Raw genomic sequence first — 22,972 nt, forward strand, 5'->3', positions numbered from 1 at the left:
CTCCGCGAGACTCCACCTGCGCGCCGAAACTTCGTGTCTGACACGAAGTCTCGGCGCGTCAGTGATGTCTCACGGACGAGACGCGGGCAGAGCGGCGTCTCCACGGCGCGACCGGCGCAACGGGCCCGGCGGCGTCACACGCCCGTCACACGCGCACGGCACAATGGGCCCGTGACGTCGGCCCCCGCGCTCCTCGCCATCTCGCATGGCACGTCGTCGCCCACCGGGCAGGCGGCGGTCGAAGCGCTGGTGGCTGCGGTGGCCCGCCGGATTCCGGGCGTCATCGTGCGGCTGGGGCACGTCGATGTCCAGCAGCCGGATGTCGCGGCATCCCTCGATGCGATCCCCGAGGGCACGCCGGTGGTCATCGTGCCGCTGCTGCTCTCGGCCGGGTACCACGTGCGTGTCGACCTGCGGAAGCAGTCCGCCGGCCGTGAGGGAGTCACGATCGCGCCCGCTCTGGGGCCGGACCTGCGCCTGGTCGACGTGCTCCTCACCAGGCTTGCGACCGTCGACTCGGCTCCAGACGACGCGATCGTCCTCGCCGTCGCGGGATCCAGCGACGAGCGGGCGAACGAGGACTGCCGTGAGATCGGGCGGATGCTGGCGGCCCGGGTGGACCGGGAGGTCACCGTCGGTTTCCTCGCCGCCGCTGACCCGCGGCTGGATGCCGCCGTCGCCGCGGCGACCGCGCGAGGCCGGGTCGTCGTCGCGAATTACCTTCTGGCGCCCGGCTATTTCCACGACCTCGCTGTTCGTCTGGCCGGCACCTCGCCCGTCGCGCCGCCGCTGCTTGGTGCTGACGAACCGCCCGCGGCGCTCGTCGAGCTGGTCGTCGAGCGCTACCGTACCGCCGCCGGATTCTCCGACTGAGTCCACCAATCCGTCGGCCTGCAACTGTGTGTCGTCCGGTTACGCACGTTAACGCCCCTTGACGCTGGGATAGGTGTCGACGGCCCCCGCTTCTAGCCTCACGGAATGGACTCGATAGAGTCCGGCCCGGACGACGGTCCGGGACACACCCCGGAGGCCACCGTGACCATCAGCGACACCGAACCGCGCTCTGCGTCGGACCGCCCGCGCGCGGCCGTGCGCCCGCCGCGCGCGTCGTCGAAGCCGAACGGGCAATGGAAGATCGACGGCACGACGCCGCTCAACGGCAACGAGGAGTGGAAACAGGTCGACAACGGCCTGAGCGTGCGCGAGCGCATCGAGAACGTCTACTCGAAGGGCGGCTTCGCCTCGATCGACCCGACCGACCTGCACGGGCGCTTCCGCGTGTGGGGTCTGTACACGCAGCGAAAGCCCGGCATCGACGGCGGCCGCACCGCCACCCTGACCCCGGAAGAGCTCGAGGACGAGTTCTTCATGCTGCGCGTGCGCATCGACGGCGGCCAGCTGACCACCGAGCAGCTGCGCGTCATCGCGGGCATCTCGACCGAATTCGGCCGCGACACCGCAGACATCACCGACCGACAGAACATCCAGCTGCACTGGATCCGCGTCGAGGACATCCCCGAGATCTGGCGCCGCCTCGAGGCGGTGGGCCTGCAGACCACGGAGGCCTGCGGCGACGTTCCGCGCGTCATCCTCGGCTCGCCGGTCGCCGGCATCGCGGCGGACGAGCTCATCGACCCCACGCCGCAGATCAACGAGATCACCGCCCGCTTCCTCGGCGACCCGACGCTGGCCAACCTGCCGCGCAAGTTCAAGTCCGCGATCACCGGTCACCCGAGCCAGGACGTCGTCCACGAGATCAACGACGTCGCGTTCGTGGCCGTCGAGCACCCCGAGCTCGGCATCGGGTACGACCTCTGGGTGGGCGGCGCGCTGTCGACGACCCCCCGGCTCGGCGAGCGCCTGGGCGCGTTCGTGAAACCGGAGCAGGTGGCGGATGCCTGGCACGGCGTCACCCAGATCTTCCGCGATTACGGCTACCGGCGCCTGCGCAACAAGGCGCGGCTGAAGTTCCTGCTCGCCGAGTGGGGCACCGAGAAGTTCCGGCAGGTGCTGCAGGACGAGTACCTCGGCTACGCCCTTCCCGACGGGCCGGCGGCCCCGAGGCCAGCGACCCCCGGCGACCACGTCGGCGTGCACGAACAGAAGGACGGCCGCTTCTACATCGGCGTCACCCCGATCGTCGGCCGTGTCTCGGGGCCCACCCTCGCACGCCTCGCCGATCTCATCGAGGCGCACGGCTCCACGCGCCTGCGCACGACGCCGCACCAGAAGATCGTGATCCTCGACGTGCCGGCCGAGAACGTCGAGCCGCTCGTCGCCGAGCTCGACGCCCTCGGACTGCAGGCCCGGCCGAGCCTCATCCGCCGCGGCACCATCGCCTGCACCGGCATCGAGTTCTGCAAGCTGGCGATCGTCGAGACGAAGGTCAACGCGACCGCGGCCGTCCTCGATCTCGAGGAACGGCTGAAGGGCTTCGAGCTGCCGCATCCGATCTCCCTCCACGTGAACGGATGCCCCAACTCGTGCGCGCGCATCCAGACCGCCGACATCGGGCTCAAGGGCCAGCTCGTCACGATCGACGGCGAGCAGGTGCCCGGCTACCAGGTGCACCTCGGTGGCGGCCTCGCCTCGCAGGATCGCGACGAGCCGGGCCTGGGCCGCACCGTGCGCGGGCTGAAGGTCGCGGCGGACGGCATCGCGGACTACGTCGAGCGCGTCGTGACCCGCTTCCTCGCCGATCGCGACGCCGCGTCGAACGAGACGTTCGCCCAGTGGGCACACCGAGCGGAAGAGGAGGCACTCCAGTGACCGTCCCGCCGATTCCGACCCGCACCCCCGCCGCCGCTCCCCTGTTCGCGAGACTCCATCGGGCCGCCGAGACAGCGGTCGGCGCGCGCAGTCTCGGCGCTCCACTGGAGTCTCGCGGAAGGGAGGAGGCGTCATGACCGTGTCAGTCGCACCCCGCGCCACGACCAAGCGCACGCGCGAAGAGCTCAAGGCGCTCGCCGAGCAGGGCAACATCGAGCTGCGCAACCTCACCGACCACGAGGCATCCGCCGCGGAGGTCGTCGCCTGGGTGGCACGCAACTTCGGGACGGATGCCGCGGCCGTGGCGTGCTCGATGGCCGATGCCGCCCTGCCCCACCTCGTGGCCGAGCAGCTGCCCGGCGTCGACGTGCTGTTCCTCGACACCGGCTACCACTTCACCGAGACGTACGCGACGCGCGACGAGGTGCAGCGCGCGCTCGACGTGCGCATCGTCGACATCACCCCGACTCAAACGGTGGCGGAGCAGGACGCCGAGTTCGGCGCCAAGCTGTTCGAGCGCGACGCGAGCCTGTGCTGCGCGCGGCGCAAGGTCGCGCCGCTGCAGGAGGCGCTCGGCGGCTACGAAGTCTGGTTCACGGGCGTGCGCCGCGACGAGGCACCGACGCGCACGAACACGCCGCTCGTGACCTGGGACGAGCGCAACGGGCTCGTCAAGGTCAACCCGGTCGCCGCCTGGAGCCTCGACGACGTGCTCTCCTACGCCGCCGCGCACAAGGCGCCGGTGAACCTGCTCGTCGGGTTCGGCTACCCCTCCATCGGCTGCGAGCCGTGCACGAAGCCGGTCGCCCCCGGCGAAGACCCCCGATCCGGCCGCTGGGCCGGCTCCTCCAAGACGGAATGCGGGCTGCACGAATGACGATCTCGAATGCTCAGGACGTTTCGTCTCGCTTCGCTCGCTCAACGACCGGTGTTTCGATCCTCTCCACGCTCGACCTGCTCGAGGCGGAGGCCATCCACGTGATCCGCGAGGTGGTCGCCGAGTTCGAGCGTCCGGTGCTGTTGTTCTCGGGCGGCAAGGACTCGGTCGTGGTGCTGCACCTGGCGACCAAGGCGTTCGCGCCCGGCAAGGTGCCCTTCCCGGTGCTGCACGTCGACACCGGCCACAACTTCCCCGAGGTGCTCGCCTTCCGCGACGAAACCGTGGCCCGGCTCGGCATCCGCCTCGAGGTCGCCCGCGTGCAGGACTACATCGACGACGGACGCCTGCAAGAGCGCGCCGACGGCACCCGCAATCCGCTGCAGACGCTGCCGCTGCTCGACGCCATCGCCGCCGGCCGCCATGACGCCGTCTTCGGCGGGGCGCGCCGCGACGAAGACAAGGCGCGCGCCAAGGAGCGCATCATCTCGCTGCGCGACGAGTTCGGCCAGTGGGACCCGCGCAACCAGCGCCCGGAGCTGTGGAGCCTGTATAACGGGCGTCACACCCCCGGCCAGCACGTGCGCGCGTTCCCCATCTCGAACTGGACCGAGCTCGACGTGTGGCGCTACATCGAGCGCGAAGGCATTCCGCTGCCCTCGCTGTACTTCGCGCACGAGCGCGAGGTCTATGCCCGCGACGGCATGTGGCGTCCGGTCGGCCCTTTCTCGCCGCCCCGCGAGGACGAGACCGTCGAGGTACGCACGGTGCGCTACCGCACGGTCGGCGACATGAGCTGCACCGGAGCAGTGGAATCGGATGCCGCCGACCTGGGCGCGATCGTCGCCGAGGTCGCCGTGTCCACCCTCACCGAGCGTGGCGCCACCCGCGCCGACGACCGCCTCAGCGAGGCCGCCATGGAGGACCGCAAGAAGGACGGGTACTTCTGATGAGCATCGACACCCAAGCCCCGGTCGTTGAGCGCCCTTCGACAAGCTCAGGAGCCGCGAAGCGAGACGAAACGCCGGAGACCCTCCCGGTCGTCGAGCGAGCGAGGAACGAGCGAGACGAAACGCCCGGGACCCCGACCCCGACCCTCTTCCGGTTCGCGACGGCGGGCTCCGTCGACGACGGCAAATCGACGCTGGTCGGCCGCCTGCTGCACGATTCGAAGGCGATCCTCGCCGACCAGCTCGAGCAGGTCGCACGCACGTCGGCCGATCGTGGATTCGCGCACGGCGCGTTCGACTTCGCCCTCCTCACCGACGGGCTGCGCGCCGAGCGGGAACAGGGCATCACGATCGACGTCGCCTACCGGTACTTCTCCACGGGCACCCGGTCCTTCATCCTCGCCGACTGCCCCGGTCACGTGCAGTACACCCGCAACATGGTCACGGGTGCGACGACTGCCGATGCGGTGATCGTGCTGGTCGACGCGCGGAAGGGCGTGGTCGAGCAGACGAAGCGACACCTCGCGGTCGTCGCGCTGCTGCGGGTTCCGCACGTGATCCTCGCGGTCAACAAGATCGACCTCACGGGTTTCTCGGCGGATGCCTTCGCCGACGTCGCCGCGCAGGCTCGGGCGGTCGCGACCGAGCTCGGCATCGAGGATCTGCACGTGCTGCCCGTCTCGGCCCTGGAAGGCGACAACATCGTCAAGCGCTCCGAGCGCACCCCGTGGTACGACGGACCGGCGCTCCTGGAACTGCTCGAGACGCTGCCCTCGGCCGACGCGACCCCGGCCACGGCATCCGCGCCGCAGGATGCCGGATCGTCGCCGCAGGATGCCGGATCCTCCGCACCCGAGCCGCTGCGCCTCCCGGTGCAGCTCGTTCTGCGCCCGCAGGGCGGCCTGGCTCCGGGCACCGACCCCGACGAGGCCGAACGGCTCCGCGACTACCGCGCCGTCGCCGGCCGGATCTCCAGCGGCGCCGTGCGCGTCGGAGACGGGGTCGAGATCTTCCCATCGGGCATCGCCACCACGGTGAAGGGCATCCGGGTCGCCGGCGCGGAGACCGATGAGGCCACCGCGCCGCAGTCGGTCTCCCTCGAGCTCGAGGACGACGTCGACACGGCCCGTGGCGCACTCGTGGTCTCGGCCGGCTCGCTGCCGGGCGGCCGGCGGGAGTTCGACGCCGAGCTCTTCCAGCTCGACGCGCGACCGTTGACCCCCGGCATCCGCGTGCTCGTCAAGCACGGCACCGCGACCGTGCAGGCGATCGTGGCGCAGATCGAGTCGCGCTACGACCTCGACGCGCTGGCCCATGAGGCGGCGCAGACGCTCGAGACCAACGACATCGGCCGGGTGCGGCTGCGGCTGGCAGCCGACCTGCCACTCGAGCCCTACCGCACCAGCCGCCACGGGGGCTCGTTCCTCGTGATCCATCCGTCCGACGGCGCCACGCTCGCCGCCGGCATCGTGCGGGGCTGAGCCCGCCGGGGTGTGACCACCCTCGAGCCCGGCGGAACCGCACATCCACCACCCACCGAGAGCACCACCGCACAGAAGGAGGCGACACCGTGAACAAGATCCGCACCGCGACCGTCATCACAACCCTGGGACTCGTGGCCGCGATGATGGCCGGCTGCGCCTCTGCCGAGGCATCCTCCACCGGCGACGACAACGGAACGGGCGACAGCGCACCCGTCGACGAGCTGCGTCTGGGGTACTTCGCCAACGTGACCCACGCGCCCGCTCTCGTCGGACTCGAGGAAGGGCTCATTCAGGACGCGCTCGGCGATGTCGACGTCACGACGCAGGTGTTCAACGCCGGCCCGGCCGCCATCGAGGCCCTGTCGGCCGGCGCGATCGACGCGACCTACATCGGGCCGAACCCCTCGATCAACACGTTCATCCAGTCCGGCGGCGAATCGGCGCGCATCGTGGCGGGAGCGGCCACCGGAGGAGCAGCGCTCGTCGTCCGCGACGGCATCGACTCCCCGGACGATCTCGAGGGCACCACGCTCGCGTCGCCACAGCTGGGCAACACCCAGGACGTCGCGCTGCGCAAGTGGCTGGCCGATGAGGGGTACCAGACCGACACGTCGGGCGGCGGCGACGTGCAGGTCACCCCGACCGAGAACGCACAGACGCTGACGCTGTTCCAGCAGGGGCAGCTCGACGGGGCGTGGCTGCCCGAGCCGTGGGTGTCACGTCTCGTGCTCGACGCGGGCGCTCACGTGCTCGTCGACGAGGCCGACCTGTGGGACGACGGCGCCTTCCCGACGACAGTCCTCCTCGTGCGCAGGCAGTTCCTCGACGAGCACCCCGATGTGGTCGCCGATCTGCTGAAGGGCCATGAGGCCGCCGTGCAGTGGATCGCCGACAACCCTGCCGAGGCGCCGGCCGTGATCAACGGCGCCATCGAGAAGGAGACCGGCAAGCCGCTGGATGATGCGGTGATCCAGCGGGCGCTCGAGCACGTGACGTTCTCGGTCGACCCGCACGCCGAGACGTTCCAGACGCTCGTCGAGAACGGCATCGAGGCGGGCACCCAGAAGGACGGCTCGATCGAGGGCCTGTTCGACCTGCGCCTGCTCAACGAGCAGCTGACGGCAGCGGGCGAAGACACCGTGTCGGCCGCGGGTCTCGGCGAGGACTGACGTGAGCACCGCACCCGCTTCCGCCTCCGGGGCCGCGCCGACCCGGAAGGCAGCTTCCGCGCCGGCGTCCCCGGAGGCGGGCGCGCCCACCGGTACCGCCGCAGCGCTGGGCCCGAGTTTCGACGGTGTCGCGCCGGTGCTCCCGCCGGCGACCAGGCCTGCTCCGGCCGTGCGCATCGACGGCGTGTCCAAGCGCTTCGGCTCGGGCCCGGTCGTGCTCGACGACGTCTCGCTCGAGATCCAGGCCGGCGAGTTCGTGTGCCTGCTGGGCGCGTCGGGGTGCGGCAAGTCGACCCTCCTCAACCTCATCGCGGGTCTGGACCAGCCGACCGCCGGCCGCATCCAGACCCCCGACGCGGGCTCCGCCGTCATGTTCCAGGAGTCGGCGCTCATGCCGTGGCTCACCGCCCGCCGCAACGTCGAGCTCGCGCTGCGACTCCGCGGCGTGCCACGCGCGGATCGCCGCGACAAGGCCCTGTCGCTCCTGGATGCCGTGAACCTCGCGGATGCCGCCGACAAGCGCCCGCACGAGCTCTCGGGCGGCATGCGTCAGCGCGTCGCCCTCGCCCGTGCCCTCGCTCAGGACCGGCCGGTGCTGCTGATGGACGAGCCGTTCGCGGCGCTTGACGCCATCACCCGCGACCTGCTGCACGAAGAGCTCGAGCGCGTGTGGCGCGCGACCGGCCGCACCATCGTCTTCGTCACGCACAACGTGCGCGAGGCCGCCCGCCTCGGCCAGCGGGTGGTGCTCATGGGCAGCCGCCCCGGGCGCGTCGTGCAGGAGTGGCGCATCGCGAAGACCGCCGGGCGACGCATCGAGTCACCCGAGGTGGCCGCGCTTTCGGTGGAGATCACCGATCAGCTGCGGAAGGAGATCCGCCGCAATGCCGCTTGAGACCCCGACGGTCGTCGGCCCATCACTCGCCGGTCCGGATTCGGCTGCCCTGCCCGACGATCTGCGCAGCCTCTCCTCCGGGCTCGACAACCTCCAGACCGATGCCAAGGCCGACCCGGGACCGTGGCGCCGCTTCGCGACGAGCGTCGTGCCGCCGATCGTGTTCGTCATCCTCCTCATCGTCGCGTGGCAGCTGTACGTCGTCATCGCGCATCCCCGACCCGACATCGTGCCAGGCCCCGCCGACGTGGTGGGAGCCCTGAGCTCCGCGTGGGATTCCGGCCGCCTGCAGGAGGCGGTCACGACGAGCCTCGAGCGCGGCATCGTCGGCTTCCTCATCGCGATCGCCGTCGGCACGCCGATCGGTCTGCTCCTGGCCGAGGTCCGCCCGATCCGCCGCGCGGTGGGGCCCATCATCTCGGGCCTGCAGGTGCTGCCGTCGGTGGCGTGGGTGCCGGCCGCGATCATCTGGTTCGGTCTCTCCGACGCGACGGTCTACTTCGTCATCCTGATGGGGGCGATCCCCTCGATCATCAACGGACTCATCGCGGGCATCGATCAGGTGCCGCCGCAGCTGCGGCGCGTCGGCACCGTGCTCGGGGCGTCGCGCTGGCAGCTCGCCACCTCGGTGATCCTCCCGGCGGCACTGCCCGGCTACCTCGCCGGTCTCAAGCAGGGGTGGGCGTTCTCGTGGCGGTCGCTGATGGCGGCCGAGATCATCGCCGTCGGCGGCACGATCGGCTTCGGCCTCGGCTCGATGCTGCAGCAGTCGCGCGAGCTCGCCGACCTCGCCGGCGTGCTGGGCACGATCATCCTCATCCTGGCCATCGGCATCCTCATCGAGCTCGTGTTCTTCGGCCCCTTGGAGCGGCGGATGCTGAAGCGCCGTGGCCTTCTCGTGACGGCAGGTGCCCGATGACTGGCTCGCCGCCCCTGCCTCTCTCCTTCGGTTTCAGGTGGAGGAACGCCGTGAAGGCGCATCGGATAACGGCGTGTCCTCCGCACAAACCGACCGGGGGAGGACGGATGCCGCGGCGCGGGCGGGACGCGCGGGCCAGGCCACGCGCGTCGCCGCAGGGAAGGTGTGGCTCGTGGGGGCGGGGCCGGGCGACGCCGGGCTCCTCACGCTCCGGGGACTGCGCGCCCTCGAGAGCGCCGACGTCATCGTGGCCGACCGCCTCGGTGCCCGCGCGGTGCTGGACGGTCTCGCCGCAGACGGCGTCCGGCTGACGGCGGAGGTCGTCGACGTCGGAAAGCTGCCCGGTCACCACGCCGTGCCGCAGGATGCGATCAACGCCCTCCTCGTCCGGCTGGCCCGCGACGGCAAGACCGTCGTCCGGCTCAAGGGCGGCGACCCCTACGTGTTCGGTCGCGGTGGCGAAGAGGTCCACGCGTGTCAGGAGGCGGGAGTCGCGGTCGAGGTCGTGCCTGGGATCACCAGCGCGATCTCGGTGCCCGCGATCGCCGGCATCCCGCTCACCCATCGCGGAGTGGCCACCGCCTTCACCGTCGCCACGGCCCACGATCAGATCGCGTCACTGGGCGGCGGCCGGGACCACACGGTCGTGCTGCTCATGGGCGTCGGCACGCTCGCCAACTCCGCCATCACCCTGGCGCGCGGCGAGCGCGGCGGGGACTGCCCCGTCGCGATCGTCGAGGACGGATTCGGACCACGCCAGCGGGTCACTGTCGGGACCCTCGCGACCATCGCGCATCAGGCCGCGGAACGAGGCGTCCGCTCCCCCGCGGTCGTGGTCGTCGGCGATGTGGTGCGGCTGAGCCCCTACGCGCCCGCGGCCATGGCCACCCTGGATCTCATGAACCACGACCCGCTCGCACCCCGAAAGGCCCCCACCCCGTGACCTCTTCGCACCTCCACAACCTCCGCGTCGCGATCGTCGGCGCCGGCCCCGCCGGCATCTACGCGGGCAACATCCTCACCAACTCCGTCACGGATGCCGGAGGCGCCGTCGCGATCGATCTCTTCGAGTCGCTCCCCGCGCCGTACGGCCTGATCCGCTACGGCGTGGCGCCCGACCACCCGCGCATCAAGGGCATCGTGAACTCCCTGCACGAGATGCTGGATGCCGGGACCACGCGGTTCATCGGTAACGTCGAGGTCGGCCGCGACATCTCGCTGGACGAACTGCACGAGCGCTACGACGCCGTGATCCTGGCGACCGGCGCGATCCGCGACGCCGCGCTCGACATCCCCGGCATCGATCTGCCCGGCTCGTACGGGGCGGCGGATTTCGTGGCGTGGTACGACGGACACCCCGACGTGCCGACCGAGTGGCCGCTCGACCAGCGCGAGGTGGCCGTCATCGGCAACGGCAACGTCGCGCTCGATGTCGCCCGCGTTCTCGCGAAGCACGCCGTCGACCTGCGCTCGACCGAGATCGCCGACAACGTGCTCGCCGGGCTGGAGGCATCCGCCGTCACCGACGTGCACGTCTTCGGGCGCCGCGGTCCCGCCGACATCAAGTTCACGCCGATCGAGCTGCGCGAGCTCGGCGAGGTGCCGAACGTCGAGATCGTCGTGCACGACGAGGACTTCGTCGACGCCGACCCGGCGAACGCCTCGAACAACCAGCTCAAGGTCATGCTCCGCATCCTGAACGGCTGGCGCACACGCGAGTCGACCGGCGCGAGCCGGCGCCTGCACCTGCACTTCTACCACTCGCCCGTCGAGGTGCTCGGCGAAGGCAAGGTCGAAGGCATCCGTTTCGAGCGCACCCGGCCGGTGGGCGACGGGCGGGTCGAAGGGACGGGGGAGTTCCGCGAGTTCGCGGTGCAGCAGCTCTACCGCGCCGTCGGCTACTACGGCACCCCCGTCATCGACGCCCCGTTCGACGAGCGCGCCGGCGTCGTGCCGAACGTCGAGGGGCGGGTGAAGGATGCCCGGGTCACGGGCGACAGCGACGCGCCGGTGATCACGGGGCTCTACGCGACCGGCTGGATCAAGCGCGGACCCGTCGGCCTCATCGGTCACACCAAGTCCGACGCCATGGAGACCGTCGCACACCTCGTCGCCGACGCGGAGGCCGGACGCCTGACCGCACCCGCGATCGACGGCGACGTGCTCGAACTGCTCGACGAGCGCGAGGTCGCGTACACGACGTGGGACGGCTGGCTCGCGCTCGACGCCCACGAACGCGAGCTGGGCGCAACGCACCTCCACACCCGCGAGCGGGTGAAGGTCGTGCCGCGCGACGAGCAGGTGCGCATCTCGCGGGGAACGCTCGTCCCGTGACGTACGTGATCGCCCTTCCGTGCGTGGACGTCAAGGACCGCGCCTGCATCGACGAGTGCCCGGTGGACTGCATCTACGAGGGCGAACGGTCGCTGTACATCCACCCGGACGAGTGCGTGGACTGCGGTGCGTGCGAGCCGGTGTGCCCGGTCGAGGCGATCTACTACGAGGACGACCTGCCCGACGAGTGGCAGGACTACTACAAGGCCAACGTCGAGTTCTTCGAGATTTCGACAGGCTCACTCCCGGCTGTCGGCTCCCCGGGCGGCGCCGCCAAGGTCGGTGTGATCCGCAGGGACCACCCGCTCGTCGCCGCCCTTCCTCCACAAGGAGACGGCCATGACTGAACCCGTTCCCCCGGCGTCGACCGAGGTCGACGTGATCGTCATCGGCGGCGGCCCCGCGGGTCTCTCCGCCGCGCTCAATCTCGGCCGTGCGCGGGCCTCCGTCGTGGTCGTCGACGCCGGACGCCCCCGCAACGCCGCGACCCTGCGCTCCCACGGGTTCCTGACCCGCGACGGCATCCCCCCGCTGGAACTGCGCAAGCTCGCCCGCGCGGAGCTGGCGGCGTACCCGAACGTGCGCGTGCTGGACCGCACCGTCGTCACGGCGCTCCTCGAGAAGGACGGCGACGACGGCCTGCGATTCATCGCGGCGCTGAAGGGCCGCGGCGCCGGCACACCCCCGGCGGTCGCGGCGCGCTCGGTGCTCGTTGCGACCGGGCTGCGGGAGACCCTGCCCGACATCCCGAGCCTGCGCGCGTTCTACGGCATGAGCATCTTCAGCTGTGCCGCGTGCGATGCGTGGGAGCTGCAGGACCGGCCGCTCGCGCTCATCGGAGAGACGCCGGACCTCGCCACGAGGGCCCGCCTGCTCGCACGATGGACGGACCGGCTGACCGTCTTCACCCACGGATCGGACGCCGTGGACACGGTCGAAGAAGCCGAGCTCGCGGCATCCGGCATCGTCGTCGAGCGCGGCGCCATCGACGACCTCGAGGGTGACCGCGGCGCCGTATCGGCTGTGCGCCTGACCGACGGCACGCGCGTGGAGATCGACGGCGGCTTCGTTCGGCCGCAGTGGCATCCGGCGCTCGACTTCCTCTCGGGGATCGAGCTCGAGCGCGACCGTTTCGGCAACCTCGTCACCGATCGCTCCGGCCGCACGTCGCTCCACGGCGTCTACGCCGCGGGGGATGCCGCCTCTCCCGGTCCGCAACAGCTCATCGTCGCGGCGGGCCAGGGCGCGCGCGCCGCCGTTGTGCTCGTGCACGACCTCGTGGGCGTGCGCACCGCGCACTGACCGCGCGCGTCACCCGCGTCAGGGACACTGTCAACCCCGAGACTCGCGCGGCAGAACGGACGTACCGTGGCGCTTCCACTGAACGGAGGCGACATGAGCGACAACAACCCCACCCCCATCGAACTGCAGAAGTACCTCGGCGGCGTCGACTACCCGGCCAGCCGCGACGACTTGGTGTCCACCGCGCGAGACAACGGCGCTCCCGACGACCTGGTCGCCGCGCTCGAGAATTCGGGGAAGGACTCCTTCGACAGCCCGACCGAGGTCAGCGAGGCCGTCGCCGGAAGCTGATCTCTCTCCCCCCGGGCGCCACGGGGGCGCTTCAGCAGCGTCGTCGGGTGCGGCGCCCGGCGGGAGGAACTCGCCCCGCACCGGCGCCGCCACGCGGCTTTTGCGGCAGGATGGGCTCGATGTCAACGCCGACCGACCGCTCCGACGACGAGCTCCGCGCGCTGCGGGCGCGCGCCTACGGGCCCGACGCCGACATCCACGACGACCCCGTCGCGATGGCCCGGCTCCACGAGCTGGAGACGCTGGCACGGGAGCGGACGCCGGCCCCGTCCGTCCCGCCGCCGCAGACGCCGATGGATGCCGACGCGCCGCGCGCTGCGGCCGACACACCCGAGACCGGCGGGGTGCCGGCGCCGGCGATACCCGGACGGGGCGAAGTGGCGCCACCAGCGCCGTCGCCTGCCGGCGGACCGCCTGGCTCACCCGCAGCAGATGTAACGCCAGGGCGCGTCGACGACTCCACGCCGGACGACGTCCGCGCGCCGGATGACGGCATCCCGGATCCCTCGACGGAGCACGGCGAGCACCCGACCACGCGAACACCTTGGTGGCGCCGGCGGCTTCCGTTGCTCTGGGCCTGCTCGGTGGTCGCCGGCGTGCTCATCGGCGTCGGACTCACGCTCGGGGTGCAGGCGATGGACGCAGGCGGGGTGGCGGTCTTGCACGAGGATCCGGATGGACAATGGCCGGACGGCCTGTTCGGCACACCGTCCGGGGACCACCTCGTGTTCGAGGACTTCTACGGTCTCTCAGTGGTGGCGCAGTCGATGCCGACAGGCCCGAACGCGGCTCCGATCCCGTGCGTGCTGGTGTTCCGGGGTGACGGCGACAACGTGAGCTTCGGCACCAGCGGCTGCGGCGCGGGTCGGTTCCCCGCGCAGGCGTCCTTCGTCGTCGACGGCGGGTCGCCCAAGGCGCTGCGGGACCGTTTCCCCGAGGGCACCCCCATGCAGTTCGTGCTGGACGGTTCCCAAGTCCGCGTCTATGCCGATGACCCGATCGTCGTGGAGCCCACGCCCTGATGCCGCGAGCCGCTGCGCGCGGCATCCGTCGTCTCGGCTATCCGCCGATCACGCGACGCGAAGCGCCGCCCCGGCCTTGTGGGCCAGGGCGGCGCTTCGGTCAGCTCTTCATGATCACCGCGTTGACGGGGTCCCCGTCGGTGTCGGGGTCGGCGTCGGTGACGGCGACGGCGTCGGTGGTGCGGTCGGAGCGGCCGGCGCCGGGGTCGGCGTCGCGTACGGCTTGAGCTCCGGAGCGACCGCACCCGGCTTCGCACCGCTCGTCACGAACACGGTCGGAAGCGAGGCCGTCTGCCCACCGCCCGCGGACCGGGCCACGACGAGCCAGGCGTACGCCGTACCTCGCTTCAGCCCCTTCCACTCGACCGAGGCGACCGCGCCCGACGGGACGGCCGACTGGCCGATCTTCGCGACGGGGTTGTACAGCGCCAGCGAGTCGGTGCGGAAGCTCGTGGTTCGCGAGGTGATGTCGACCGGCAGCACCATGTTGTCGGCGAGCGGGCTGTAGCGCAGCGCGGGGTCGTGCTCGTCGGCACCGAAGTCGTCGAGGAACGGCGAATAGGTGTCGACGATCATCTCGCCGCGGTCCACGTCGAACTGCAGCAGGCGCAGATAGCTCGCACCGAACCGCAGCTGGTCGGTCGGCGCGTAGCCGCCGATCTCGGTGAGCCCGAGGTCCTCGGCCGACACCGTGTAGTTCTGGTAATCGGCGAGCAGCTCGATGACGCCGTGACCGATGTCGCCGACCTTAGGCTTCACGTTCGTCCCGACGCCGTGCACGTGGCCGGCGAGGATCAGGAAGACGTTGGGGTTCGGTTCCACGACCTTCTTGAACAGCATCGATCCGTCGGGCGCGGCGTACGCCGCGTTCCGGCCGTCCTGCTGCGCGCTGGCGGCGAGATAGTCGTGCGACAGCAGGATGCCGTTGCGCTCGGGGTACCGCTTGAAGATCGAGTCCGCCCACTCTGCCTCCTCGCGGGTCACCCCATACGACAGACCGACCGAGACGAAGTCGAGGCCGCCCGCCGAGAACAGCGTGTAGTTGTTCTGGTTGTCGCCCTCGCGCCACGGTCCGCCGTACTCGGCGTTCACCCACCGGTCGTCCAGCGCCGCGTACCGATCGGGACCGAAGTACTGGTTGTACAGTGCGCCGGGGCCGTCCTCGGTGCCCGAGCGGTTGTCGTGGTTGCCTGCGATGACCTGGTTGGGCACACCGGCCGCGTCGAGGATGCCCTGCTGGCGAGACGACACCTCGAACTCGCCGATGACCTCCTGCATCATCGCCTCGTCCGCGGGCGTGCGGATGTTGTTCTCGATGATGTCGCCGGTGTGCGCGACGTACTGGATCTTGCGGTCCTTCGCGTTCGCGGCGATCCAGCGGGTGGTGTCGCCGTACGCCTTCTCCCAGATGGCCCGCTCCGCCGCCGTCTCCTGCTCGGTCGCACCCTCGGACAGGTACTGCGTGTCCGTGAAGTGCGCGATGGAGAAGTCGTACGACGCCGGGTCGGCGAAGCCTTCGGCGCCCGGATCGATCTCGTCGGCGAACGGATCCTCACCGGTGATCATCACGTGCACCTGCTGGTGGTCGATGTACCGCTCGTCGACCATGGCGCTCAGCTGCGTGTTGCCCTCCAGCGCGCCTCGCGAGCTCGCCAGCACATCCCACGCCGCGGTCTGAAGGTTCCACGCGCGCAGCGACGCGACCCGGGTCGGATCGATGACGCCTTCCCAGCGCAGCACCGGGTCGGCGACATGGCCCTTGACCTGCACGTCGAAGCGCTGGAAGGAGACGTCACGGCTCGCCGGCGAATCGAGCGTCAGCCCGTCGCCCGGCGCGAGCGCCTTCGTGCCGCCGACGTTGCTCTCGCCCTCGACGCGCAGGGTCGTCGGCACGCCAGGCGCCGACCCCTGCCAGCCCTGGTTCGGCGTGAGGATCTCGGCCTGCTCGAATTCCGCCGTCACGTCACCGCCATCGGGCTCCGACACGGTCGCCTGCAGCGTGACGCTGCCGGAGACGCCCGTCGTCCCGCCCGCCGGAGCGAGGTCGGCGGGAGCGTCGGGGATCCCCGCCGACGTGAACACGATCTCGCGTGTCGCGGCGTTGCCGAGGGAATCGGCTGCGGTCACCGCGATGGTGTGCTCACCGGCGCTGAGGCCTGGGCCCACCGGCGCGCCGAGCACGACCGGCTCGCCGTCGAGCGTCAGTTCCGGCGTTCCGACGAGCCCGGTGGCATCGTCGAGCTGGACATCCAGCGCGACCGCCGACGTGATCGTGGCGCCGGCCGCCGGGGTGCTGGATGCCACGGCGGGCGCCGAGTTGTCGGTCAGCAGTGTGCGGGTCGCGACCTCGCCCGTGCTGGATGCGGCGGCCAGCACGTGGGCGCCGTCAGCGACCGCCGTCGTGTCGAGTTCGGCACGCAGGCCCCGGGCCGTGGCATCCGTCACCAGGAAGTGGAGGTCGACCTCGCGGAAGAGGTTGATGTTCGAGCCGCACGTGCCGTCGCCGAGCGCGTACGAGGTCTTCGCGCGCTGCGGAGTCGCCGTTCCGGAGGCAGGCGAGAGCGCCACGTCCGAGATCGTGAAGTCGTCGCGGTTGCAGCCGGCCGCCGTCGTGCCCGTGACGAACTCGACCGTGTTCCAGCCGGGCAGCAGCCACTCGTTGGGCAGGACGACGTTCGCGCGCTCGCTGACGAAGTCGCCACCGAGCACGTAGCGGATGCCGTTGACGAAGAGGAGGTTCGCGAACGATGAGTCGATCGAGTTCGAGCCGACCGTGAAGCTCAGTGTCGCCTCCCCTGAGCCGAGGGTCGGAAGCACGCCGACGCCGGGGGCGTCGATGCTCCAGTGGGTCTCGGCCTTGGGCAGGGACGTCGTCGACGAACCGCAGTTGCCGTCGCCCATGGCGTAGCTCGGCGCGATCGACACGCCGCTGGCGGTGCCGGTGCTCACGGCGAGCGCGAGATCGGCGACCGTGAAGTCGTCGAGGTTCGCGCCACACGACGAGCTGATGTCGCCCGCGACGATCTCGACGACGTTGTCACCCGGGACGAGGTACCGGTTGGGCACCGGCACGTCCACGCGCTGGCTGACCCAGTCGCCGAGGATGTCGATCTTGTGCCCGTTGACCAGGAGGTGGTTCTGGTAGCGGTTCTCGATCGAGTTCGAGCCCACGGTGAAGCTGAAGGTCGACGAACCGGCGCCGAGGCTCTGCGCTGCGGCCGGTTCGGCGCCGTCGATGGTGAGGGATGCCACGCCGCCGGGTCCCGCCGCAGCCTGGGCGGCGGTGACGGTCTGTGTGCCGTGTGCGAGCGTGCCGTCCTCGGGTGTGAGCGTCGGGGCACCGACCGGTGCGTTGTTGACCGTCACCGTGTGGGCCGCGCGACCGCCCGCGGCGGTCACTGCGACGATCTCGTGCGAGCCGTTGGCCAGCGTCGTGGTGTCGACCTCGGCCGACAGACCAGGTGAGGCGAGCGGATCCCCCTGGATGAAGAACGAGAGCTCGGCGTGCACGATGTCACCGGCCTGGGTGCCGCAGTCGCCGTCGCCGAACGAGAACGTGAAGGGGTTCTCCTCGCCGTCGGCGACCTCGCCCAGCAGCTCGAGTCCCACGTCGGTGATCACGAAGTCGTCGTAGTTCACGCCGCACGCCGCCTCGGCGGTGCCGGCGAAGATCTCCACCGTGTTCTCCCCGGTGACGAGCCAGTCGTTGGGCACCGGAAGATCGACGCGCTCCGAGACCCAGGTGCGATCCTGGTCGATGCGGTGGCCGTTGACCACGAGGTAGTTGTGGAAGCTGAGAGCCGCCGAGTTGCTCCCCACCTCGAACGACAGATGTGCGACGCCCGGCGAGGGAGCCGCCCCGATGGGCCGGCCGTCGATGGTCAGGCTCGAGACAGGGTCGCCCGCGGTCGTGGCGTCGGCGGCGACGGTGACGACGCCGTGGAGATAGCTGCCGTCCGCCGGGGTCAGCGTCGGCGCCGACGCCGGGGTGGGCTGGGGGTGGTCAGGTGGTGCCGCGGATGCCGCGGGTGCCGTCATGGCCGAGGCCACCAGCACGCCGGCGACCGCCGTCGCGACAGCAGCCGCCTTTCCTGTCCATCTTCTGTGTCCGCCGTCGGGGCGGTGACTGCTCGGCCGCATATGGGGGTCGCGTCCTTCCTCGTCCTCGTGGATGGGCGTGCCGAACGAGTGGGGACGGGCACGCCCGCGCTCACTGTGAAGGGCCTATGTGAACGCTGTGCGAGCACGAGACGACGTCACGGCGACGGAGAGGGAACGGCTCCGCACCCCGCGATGAGAGTGCGGGATTCCTCGCGGCAGGGGGCGGGCCCGACCGTCAGGCCCGCCGCGTCACGCGCTTGCGTCGCGCCACGCGTCGGCGAGCGCGGCGATCGACGGCCACCGTTCCCCGCGAGCAACGCTGTGTGCGCGAGTAGCCACCGCGAGTTGCTGCGGCGACCCGAGCCACGCGTGGGTCGAGCGGGTCGCATCGTTGCCGAGAAGAGTGTGCGCCAGGACGCCGAGCGCGAACACGTTCGTCACCTCGTCGATCGTCGCGCCCAGCCGGTTCTCCTCGGGCGACATGAAGCGACGCGAACCCCACATGCGACCCATCGTGTTGACAACGGATCCGCGCTCGTAGAAGTCGAGGTCGCACAGCGTCACGGCACCGGATCGCGGGTCGACCATCACCGACCCGTCGTATAGGTCGACGGCGACCCACCCCTCCCGTGCGACGTGGACGTGAAAGTCGTAGATCTGCTGGACCGCTGCCGCGCGCTGCGCCGGGTCGAGCCCGTCGAGTGCGGTGCCGCCGCCGTATTGGCGGCCGAGGGACAAGGCATCCGTCCACTCGAACACCATCACGTGTCCGCTCGCCACGTCCGTCGCATCGCGAAGGGCGACGACGGTGTCATGCCGCAGCGCGCGGTACACCTCGACAGCGCGGCGACTGCGGCGCACGGCGTCCTGGATCAGGCCTTCGTAGCGCGTCGTGGGCGCGCCGGCGTATTTGACGAACAGTCGAGTGCCCTCTTGGTCGACACCGAAACAGAGGTTGCCGGAGTCCTGCTCGTCGAAGACGCGGAACACGCTCCCCCATCGCGCGAGGAACGAGAGGTCGTGCGGTGCACGCAGCCGCACGGCATGACCGTCGATGTGCTCGACGTGCACCGAGGGCTCAGCGGCCGCGGGCTCCGGCATCCGTCGCTCCGACATCGGTGCGGTGGAAATTCTGGAAGGAGCGGGATGCCGTCGGCCCGCGCTGACCCTGATACCTGTTGCCGTAGGCGCCTGAGCCGTAGGGGCTCTCGGCCGGGGACGTCAGACGGAAGTAGCAGACCTGGCCGATCTTCATTCCGGGCCAGAGCTTGATCGGCAGTGTCGCGACGTTGGAGAGCTCGAGCGTGACATGCCCGGTGAATCCGGGGTCGATGAAGCCCGCCGTGGAGTGGGTGAGCAGACCGAGTCGCCCGAGTGACGACTTTCCCTCCAATCGTGCGGCGATGTCGTCGGGCAGCGTGATCTGCTCGAACGTGGAGCCCAGGGCGAACTCGCCGGGGTGCAGGATGAAGGGTTCGTCCGGGTCGACCTCGATGAGGCGCGTGAGCTCCGGCTGGTCCTCGGCGGGATCGATGAAGGGGTACTTGTGGTTGTCGAACAGCCGGAAGTAACGGTCCAGTCGCACGTCGACGCTCGAGGGCTGCACCATCGCGGGTTCCCACGGGTCGAGCCCGATGCGCCCCGCGTCGATCTCGAGCCGGATGTCGCGGTCACTCAGCAGCACGGGCCCAGCCTATCGGGGAGGTGCTGTTATGCTGGCCGGGCGCCGTAACAGGTGCGCGAATGCCGGGATGCCGGCATCCGGGGCTGTAGTTCAATGGCAGAACTTCTGCTTCCCAAGCAGACAGCGCGGGTTCGATTCCCGTCAGCCCCTCCAACCGCCACCTCTTACGCCTCAGCGAGCTCGCGGAGCGCCGCCTCTCCCACCGATCCGGGTTCCGCGATGAACACGGTGAGCAGGTGTCCGCCCGACCCCGGGATGATGAGGTTGCGGAAACTCAGTGAGAAGGTGCCGAATCCCTCGGCGACGTGCCAGCTCCTGCCCGCATCGAACGGCTCGGCGTCGTAGCGCGACCACAGTCGGCGAAAGTCACGATCTCGAACCAGGAGGCCTCCCGTGAGCTCGCGAAACCGGACATCAGCCGGGTCGCCGTAGTAGCGCAGGGCAGCCACGTTGTGGGCTGCTGTCTCTTCCCAATCGGGAGCCTGCCTCGCGGCTTCGCCGCAGAAGAACAGCTCGACGAAGTTGGCGCCGGGCTGGACGGTTCCGTTGGTCAACGCCTCGAAGAGTCGGTTGATCAGCACGATGTCGAAGTTGCGGGTCTGAACGGCCGCCGGAAGATGAGACCATCTCTCCAATGCGGTGGAAAGCGTCACGTCGAGGTCGCTCGGTGCACCCAATCGCGGCTCACGGAAGGGCCGGATTCCCGCGAGGCGGCTGAGGTATGCCGCCCCGGACGCGTCCAATTGGAGCGCATCGGCCAACCTCGCCAGCACCTGCTGAGAAGGCATCGCCACGCGGCCTTGCTCGAGTCGGCGATAGTAGGAAGCGCTGATGCCTGCGGCGTGGGCAACCTCCTCCACGCGTGAGCCCGTGACGCGCCTCGCAGCCGAGTCGTCGCCGCTGTCGTACAGGCGCACCATCCCCCGCCGCGCCTTGAGGTACGCCCCCAGAGCATTCGTCACCGCGTCACCGTCGCCAGTGGTCCGGCTGCTGCGACGGCGTGACCGCCACGCCCCTCTGCGGCACGGGCCGGGGGTCGTCCGATCGGGTGGGCGAAGCTATCGCGGCGACGGCACTCAGCAGCTGTTCTCGTGCGTCGGAGGGCACGCCGGTGGGAGAGGTCGGGGCACCGAAGGGGAACGCGGGCACCCACGCGGTCGACATCGCCATCGTCATGGTGATGAGAAAGGCCGGTGAGTGCGCTGTCGTCACGGTCCCCAACCGCTGACCCTCGGCGACGGATGCCAGGGTTGCGGTGTAGAAGTCACCTCGCTCTGCAGGGAGGGCGGCTTGACCCTCGAGGATCGCCCATTCGATGAGGCGGTAGAGCGCTGGGTGGGAGTGAGCGAAGTCGAACACCCGACCGGCGAAGACAGGGAGGTCGATCGCGCTCCTGGGAAGGGTGCGGTACGCGTCCTGCAGTCCGTGCTCGAGGACACGTCTGAAGAGTTGCTCCTTGCTCTCGAAGTTGACGTAGATCAGGTTCTTGTTCGACTTCGAGGCCACGGCGATGCGGTCGACACGCGCGCCCGCAAGGCCGTGCGTCGAGAACTCCGCGAGCGCGGCGTCGAGGATGCGCGTTCGCGTCGCGTCGCCGCGTGCTGTCGTGGCCATGGCGCGCCCTTCTTAACTGACCAGATGGTTATGTTCCCGCGACCACAGGATGCTGCGCAACATGAGGCGCTGCGCGTTGCCGGCCCGTGCACCCATGCAGGTGCGATGACTCTATTTCGGGCGGCAGGCGTGCGTCCCGCTGGCGCGTGTTCTAGCGTTGCCGCTGTGTCGGTGCAGAATGAGCCCGGATCAGCCGGTGGAGGCGTCGCGCAGTTGATCGAGACCTGGCGCGAGGTGCCGGCCTTCATGGTGGACCGCCACCTCAACGTCACTGCAGCGAACTCGCTCGTTCGGCGACTGTTCCCCGGTTGCGACCCTGGCGTCAACGTGGTGCGGTATGCGTTCGAGAACCGTCTGCCCTGGTTCAGCGAGGCGCAACTGGCGGAGCTGAAAGGCATGACCGCGGCTGCGCTGCGCGACTCGCTCGACAGGAGCAGCCCGGACCAGGGGTTCATCGAGCTCGTCGGCGACATGGCCGTCGAGTATGACGATTTCGCGGCTTCATGGGCTGAGGAGGGGACGGCGGACGTGGGCGGCATGGTCGTGCTGAACGACCCGACGGTTGGGACCCTTCGCCTGACCTGGCAGATGCTCGACATCCCCGAGACCGACGGTCACAGGCTATGCGTGTGGGGCACAGCGGACGGAGAGTCCGCGGATGCGCTGGCGCGCATCGTGTCAGGGCCATGACATCGCCGCTGGGGGAGTATCTGCGGGCGCGTCGCGCGCTCGTGAGCCCCGAGGACGTCGGCCTGCCCAGGGATCCCAACCGCAGGGTGGCCGGGCTGCGACGGGATGAGGTGGCGCGGGTCGCCGCCATCAGCCCCGAGTACTACCTGCGGCTCGAGCAGGGCCACCACCAGACGCCTTCAGAGCCCGTGCTGCAAGGACTCGCACGTGCGCTGCTCCTCGATGATGCCGCCGAGTCGTACATGCGCCGACTGGTGGCTCACACGGACCCCGAGGCTGCGGAGCTCGAACGGTCGGAGACGCTCTCAGGCGAGCAGATCAGAGCTCTCCTCGACGCATGGCCGCACCTTCCGGCCGGAATGCTCGACCGGAACATGGATGTCGTGGCGACGAACCGGATGTTGGACATCGTCACCAGGGGAACTGTTGCGGTCGGTGACAACGTCGTTCAATTCATCTTCTCCGAGGGGTTCAAGCGAATCGCCTTCGATTGGGAGCGCCTGGCCGCGGGCACCGTCGCCGGACTCCGCTACGCCGGTGATCCCACAGACCCCCGATATCGACAGATCGTCGGAGACCTGCTCGTTCGCAGTCGCGAGTTCCGGCACTTCTGGCTCAGGCACGACGCGTCGCCGTGGTCGGTCGGACGCACTACTCACGACATACCGCCCCTTGGCCCGGTCGAAATGACATTCCAGAACTTCGAGGTCTCCGGGACGGGCGGCTACCACCTGTCGATCCTGTTCCCCGACCCGGGCTCCGAGGGCGCGGACCTCATCGCGGAACTGGCGGAGCGAGCACGCGATCCCGAGTTTCGGTTGCCCGATCTCGACCTCGACGCCTCCGCCTGACACTGACTGGGTCACCCAAG

21 protein-coding genes and 1 tRNA gene are annotated in these 22,972 nt (G+C 70.2%); 17 read left to right on the forward strand and 5 right to left on the reverse strand.

Features of this window, described 5'->3' with window-relative positions; all coding sequences use genetic code 11:
- Positions 1–171 precede the first annotated feature (171 nt).
- The 14 genes from C9992_RS18410 (at position 172) to C9992_RS18085 (ending at position 14,012) form a co-directional block, all read left to right on the forward strand.
- Entirely contained in the window at positions 172–873 is a 702-nt protein-coding gene (locus tag C9992_RS18410) for a sirohydrochlorin chelatase (RefSeq protein WP_106815496.1), read from the forward strand.
- A 105-nt stretch (positions 874–978) separates the two neighbouring features.
- Positions 979–2,769, forward strand: a complete 1,791-nt coding sequence (locus C9992_RS10185; protein WP_327317373.1) for a nitrite/sulfite reductase — start codon at positions 979–981, stop codon at positions 2,767–2,769.
- A 133-nt stretch (positions 2,770–2,902) separates the two neighbouring features.
- Positions 2,903–3,646, forward strand: coding sequence for a phosphoadenylyl-sulfate reductase (locus tag C9992_RS10190; RefSeq protein ID WP_106815497.1), 744 nt, complete (start codon positions 2,903–2,905; stop codon positions 3,644–3,646).
- Positions 3,643–4,596, forward strand: a complete 954-nt coding sequence (gene cysD / locus C9992_RS10195; RefSeq protein WP_235008180.1) for a sulfate adenylyltransferase subunit CysD — start codon at positions 3,643–3,645, stop codon at positions 4,594–4,596. Before C9992_RS10190 ends, cysD begins: the two co-directional genes overlap by 4 nt.
- Positions 4,596–6,077, forward strand: coding sequence for a sulfate adenylyltransferase subunit 1 (locus tag C9992_RS10200; RefSeq protein WP_106815498.1), 1,482 nt, complete (start codon positions 4,596–4,598; stop codon positions 6,075–6,077). Before cysD ends, C9992_RS10200 begins: the two co-directional genes overlap by 1 nt.
- A gap of 89 nt (positions 6,078–6,166) precedes the next feature.
- Positions 6,167–7,249, forward strand: coding sequence for an ABC transporter substrate-binding protein (locus C9992_RS10205; protein ID WP_106815499.1), 1,083 nt, complete (start codon positions 6,167–6,169; stop codon positions 7,247–7,249).
- A 169-nt stretch (positions 7,250–7,418) separates the two neighbouring features.
- Positions 7,419–8,144, forward strand: a complete 726-nt coding sequence (locus tag C9992_RS10210; protein ID WP_200826310.1) for an ABC transporter ATP-binding protein — start codon at positions 7,419–7,421, stop codon at positions 8,142–8,144.
- A complete protein-coding gene (locus C9992_RS10215) occupies positions 8,134–9,063 on the forward strand; it encodes an ABC transporter permease (protein WP_106815501.1) in 930 nt (309 codons plus the stop codon). Before C9992_RS10210 ends, C9992_RS10215 begins: the two co-directional genes overlap by 11 nt.
- 73 nt (positions 9,064–9,136) lie before the next feature.
- Positions 9,137–10,006 (forward strand): uroporphyrinogen-III C-methyltransferase, encoded by an 870-nt coding sequence (gene cobA / locus C9992_RS10220; protein ID WP_106815502.1) that lies wholly within the window; start codon positions 9,137–9,139, stop codon positions 10,004–10,006.
- On the forward strand, positions 10,003–11,397 hold the full coding sequence (locus tag C9992_RS10225) for an FAD-dependent oxidoreductase (RefSeq protein WP_106815503.1): 1,395 nt from the start codon (positions 10,003–10,005) through the stop codon (positions 11,395–11,397). The genes cobA and C9992_RS10225 overlap by 4 nt, the downstream gene beginning before the upstream one ends.
- Positions 11,394–11,744: a ferredoxin gene (fdxA, locus tag C9992_RS10230; protein ID WP_106815504.1), complete on the forward strand. Its 351-nt coding sequence runs from the start codon at positions 11,394–11,396 to the stop codon at positions 11,742–11,744. The genes C9992_RS10225 and fdxA overlap by 4 nt, the downstream gene beginning before the upstream one ends.
- Complete coding sequence (locus C9992_RS10235) at positions 11,737–12,699, forward strand: NAD(P)/FAD-dependent oxidoreductase (protein WP_106815505.1); 963 nt, start codon at positions 11,737–11,739, stop codon at positions 12,697–12,699. Before fdxA ends, C9992_RS10235 begins: the two co-directional genes overlap by 8 nt.
- Positions 12,700–12,792: 93 nt before the next feature.
- Complete coding sequence (locus C9992_RS10240) at positions 12,793–12,990, forward strand: DUF2795 domain-containing protein (protein ID WP_106815506.1); 198 nt, start codon at positions 12,793–12,795, stop codon at positions 12,988–12,990.
- A 119-nt stretch (positions 12,991–13,109) separates the two neighbouring features.
- Positions 13,110–14,012, forward strand: coding sequence for a hypothetical protein (locus C9992_RS18085; protein ID WP_160150865.1), 903 nt, complete (start codon positions 13,110–13,112; stop codon positions 14,010–14,012).
- Between the two features lie 114 nt (positions 14,013–14,126).
- Here the strand turns inward: C9992_RS18085 and C9992_RS10250 are convergent, their stop codons facing one another.
- From C9992_RS10250 to dcd, 3 genes are all read right to left on the reverse strand, one after another.
- Positions 14,127–18,152, reverse strand: a complete 4,026-nt coding sequence (locus C9992_RS10250; protein WP_106815508.1) for a metallophosphoesterase — start codon at positions 18,150–18,152, stop codon at positions 14,127–14,129.
- A gap of 210 nt (positions 18,153–18,362) precedes the next feature.
- Entirely contained in the window at positions 18,363–19,214 is an 852-nt protein-coding gene (locus C9992_RS10255; protein ID WP_160150866.1) for a serine/threonine-protein kinase, read from the reverse strand.
- On the reverse strand, positions 19,192–19,797 hold the full coding sequence (dcd, locus tag C9992_RS10260) for a dCTP deaminase (RefSeq protein ID WP_106815510.1): 606 nt from the start codon (positions 19,795–19,797) through the stop codon (positions 19,192–19,194). Before dcd ends, C9992_RS10255 begins: the two co-directional genes overlap by 23 nt.
- A gap of 79 nt (positions 19,798–19,876) precedes the next feature.
- Here dcd and C9992_RS10265 point away from each other — a divergent pair.
- Positions 19,877–19,950 (forward strand) — tRNA-Gly (locus C9992_RS10265).
- Between the two features lie 11 nt (positions 19,951–19,961).
- On the opposite strand, the gene C9992_RS10270 is transcribed toward C9992_RS10265, so the two are convergent.
- Together C9992_RS10270 and C9992_RS10275 are read right to left on the reverse strand one after the other, a co-directional pair.
- Entirely contained in the window at positions 19,962–20,759 is a 798-nt protein-coding gene (locus C9992_RS10270; RefSeq protein WP_146145317.1) for a helix-turn-helix domain-containing protein, read from the reverse strand.
- 4 nt (positions 20,760–20,763) lie between these two features.
- Complete coding sequence (locus C9992_RS10275; protein ID WP_106815512.1) at positions 20,764–21,411, reverse strand: TetR/AcrR family transcriptional regulator; 648 nt, start codon at positions 21,409–21,411, stop codon at positions 20,764–20,766.
- 165 nt (positions 21,412–21,576) lie between these two features.
- Here C9992_RS10275 and C9992_RS10280 point away from each other — a divergent pair, with 165 nt between their 5' ends.
- Positions 21,577–22,101: an MmyB family transcriptional regulator gene (locus C9992_RS10280; protein ID WP_146145318.1), complete on the forward strand. Its 525-nt coding sequence runs from the start codon at positions 21,577–21,579 to the stop codon at positions 22,099–22,101.
- Positions 22,098–22,952, forward strand: coding sequence for a helix-turn-helix transcriptional regulator (locus C9992_RS10285; protein WP_160150867.1), 855 nt, complete (start codon positions 22,098–22,100; stop codon positions 22,950–22,952). The genes C9992_RS10280 and C9992_RS10285 overlap by 4 nt, the downstream gene beginning before the upstream one ends.
- The last annotated feature ends 20 nt before the right edge of the window (positions 22,953–22,972 follow it).

The organism is Microbacterium timonense, from assembly GCF_900292075.1.
In the GTDB taxonomy this organism is placed as follows: Bacteria; Actinomycetota; Actinomycetes; order Actinomycetales; family Microbacteriaceae; genus Microbacterium; species Microbacterium timonense.

What these genes read in the sequence shown, in the direction of transcription:
- C9992_RS10185 (WP_327317373.1), top strand. Translation starts at nt 979, where the DNA reads ATGGACTCGATAGAGTCCGGCCCGGACGACGGTCCGGGACACACCCCG.
- C9992_RS10190 (WP_106815497.1), top strand. Translation starts at nt 2,903, where the DNA reads ATGACCGTGTCAGTCGCACCCCGCGCCACGACCAAGCGCACGCGCGAA.
- cysD (WP_235008180.1), top strand. Translation starts at nt 3,643, where the DNA reads ATGACGATCTCGAATGCTCAGGACGTTTCGTCTCGCTTCGCTCGCTCA.
- C9992_RS10200 (WP_106815498.1), top strand. Translation starts at nt 4,596, where the DNA reads ATGAGCATCGACACCCAAGCCCCGGTCGTTGAGCGCCCTTCGACAAGC.
- C9992_RS10215 (WP_106815501.1), top strand. Translation starts at nt 8,134, where the DNA reads ATGCCGCTTGAGACCCCGACGGTCGTCGGCCCATCACTCGCCGGTCCG.
- C9992_RS10235 (WP_106815505.1), top strand. Translation starts at nt 11,737, where the DNA reads ATGACTGAACCCGTTCCCCCGGCGTCGACCGAGGTCGACGTGATCGTC.
- C9992_RS10240 (WP_106815506.1), top strand. Translation starts at nt 12,793, where the DNA reads ATGAGCGACAACAACCCCACCCCCATCGAACTGCAGAAGTACCTCGGC.
- C9992_RS18085 (WP_160150865.1), top strand. Translation starts at nt 13,110, where the DNA reads ATGTCAACGCCGACCGACCGCTCCGACGACGAGCTCCGCGCGCTGCGG.
- C9992_RS10250 (WP_106815508.1), bottom strand. Translation starts at nt 18,152, where the DNA reads ATGCGGCCGAGCAGTCACCGCCCCGACGGCGGACACAGAAGATGGACA.
- C9992_RS10255 (WP_160150866.1), bottom strand. Translation starts at nt 19,214, where the DNA reads ATGCCGGAGCCCGCGGCCGCTGAGCCCTCGGTGCACGTCGAGCACATC.
- C9992_RS10275 (WP_106815512.1), bottom strand. Translation starts at nt 21,411, where the DNA reads ATGGCCACGACAGCACGCGGCGACGCGACGCGAACGCGCATCCTCGAC.
- C9992_RS10285 (WP_160150867.1), top strand. Translation starts at nt 22,098, where the DNA reads ATGACATCGCCGCTGGGGGAGTATCTGCGGGCGCGTCGCGCGCTCGTG.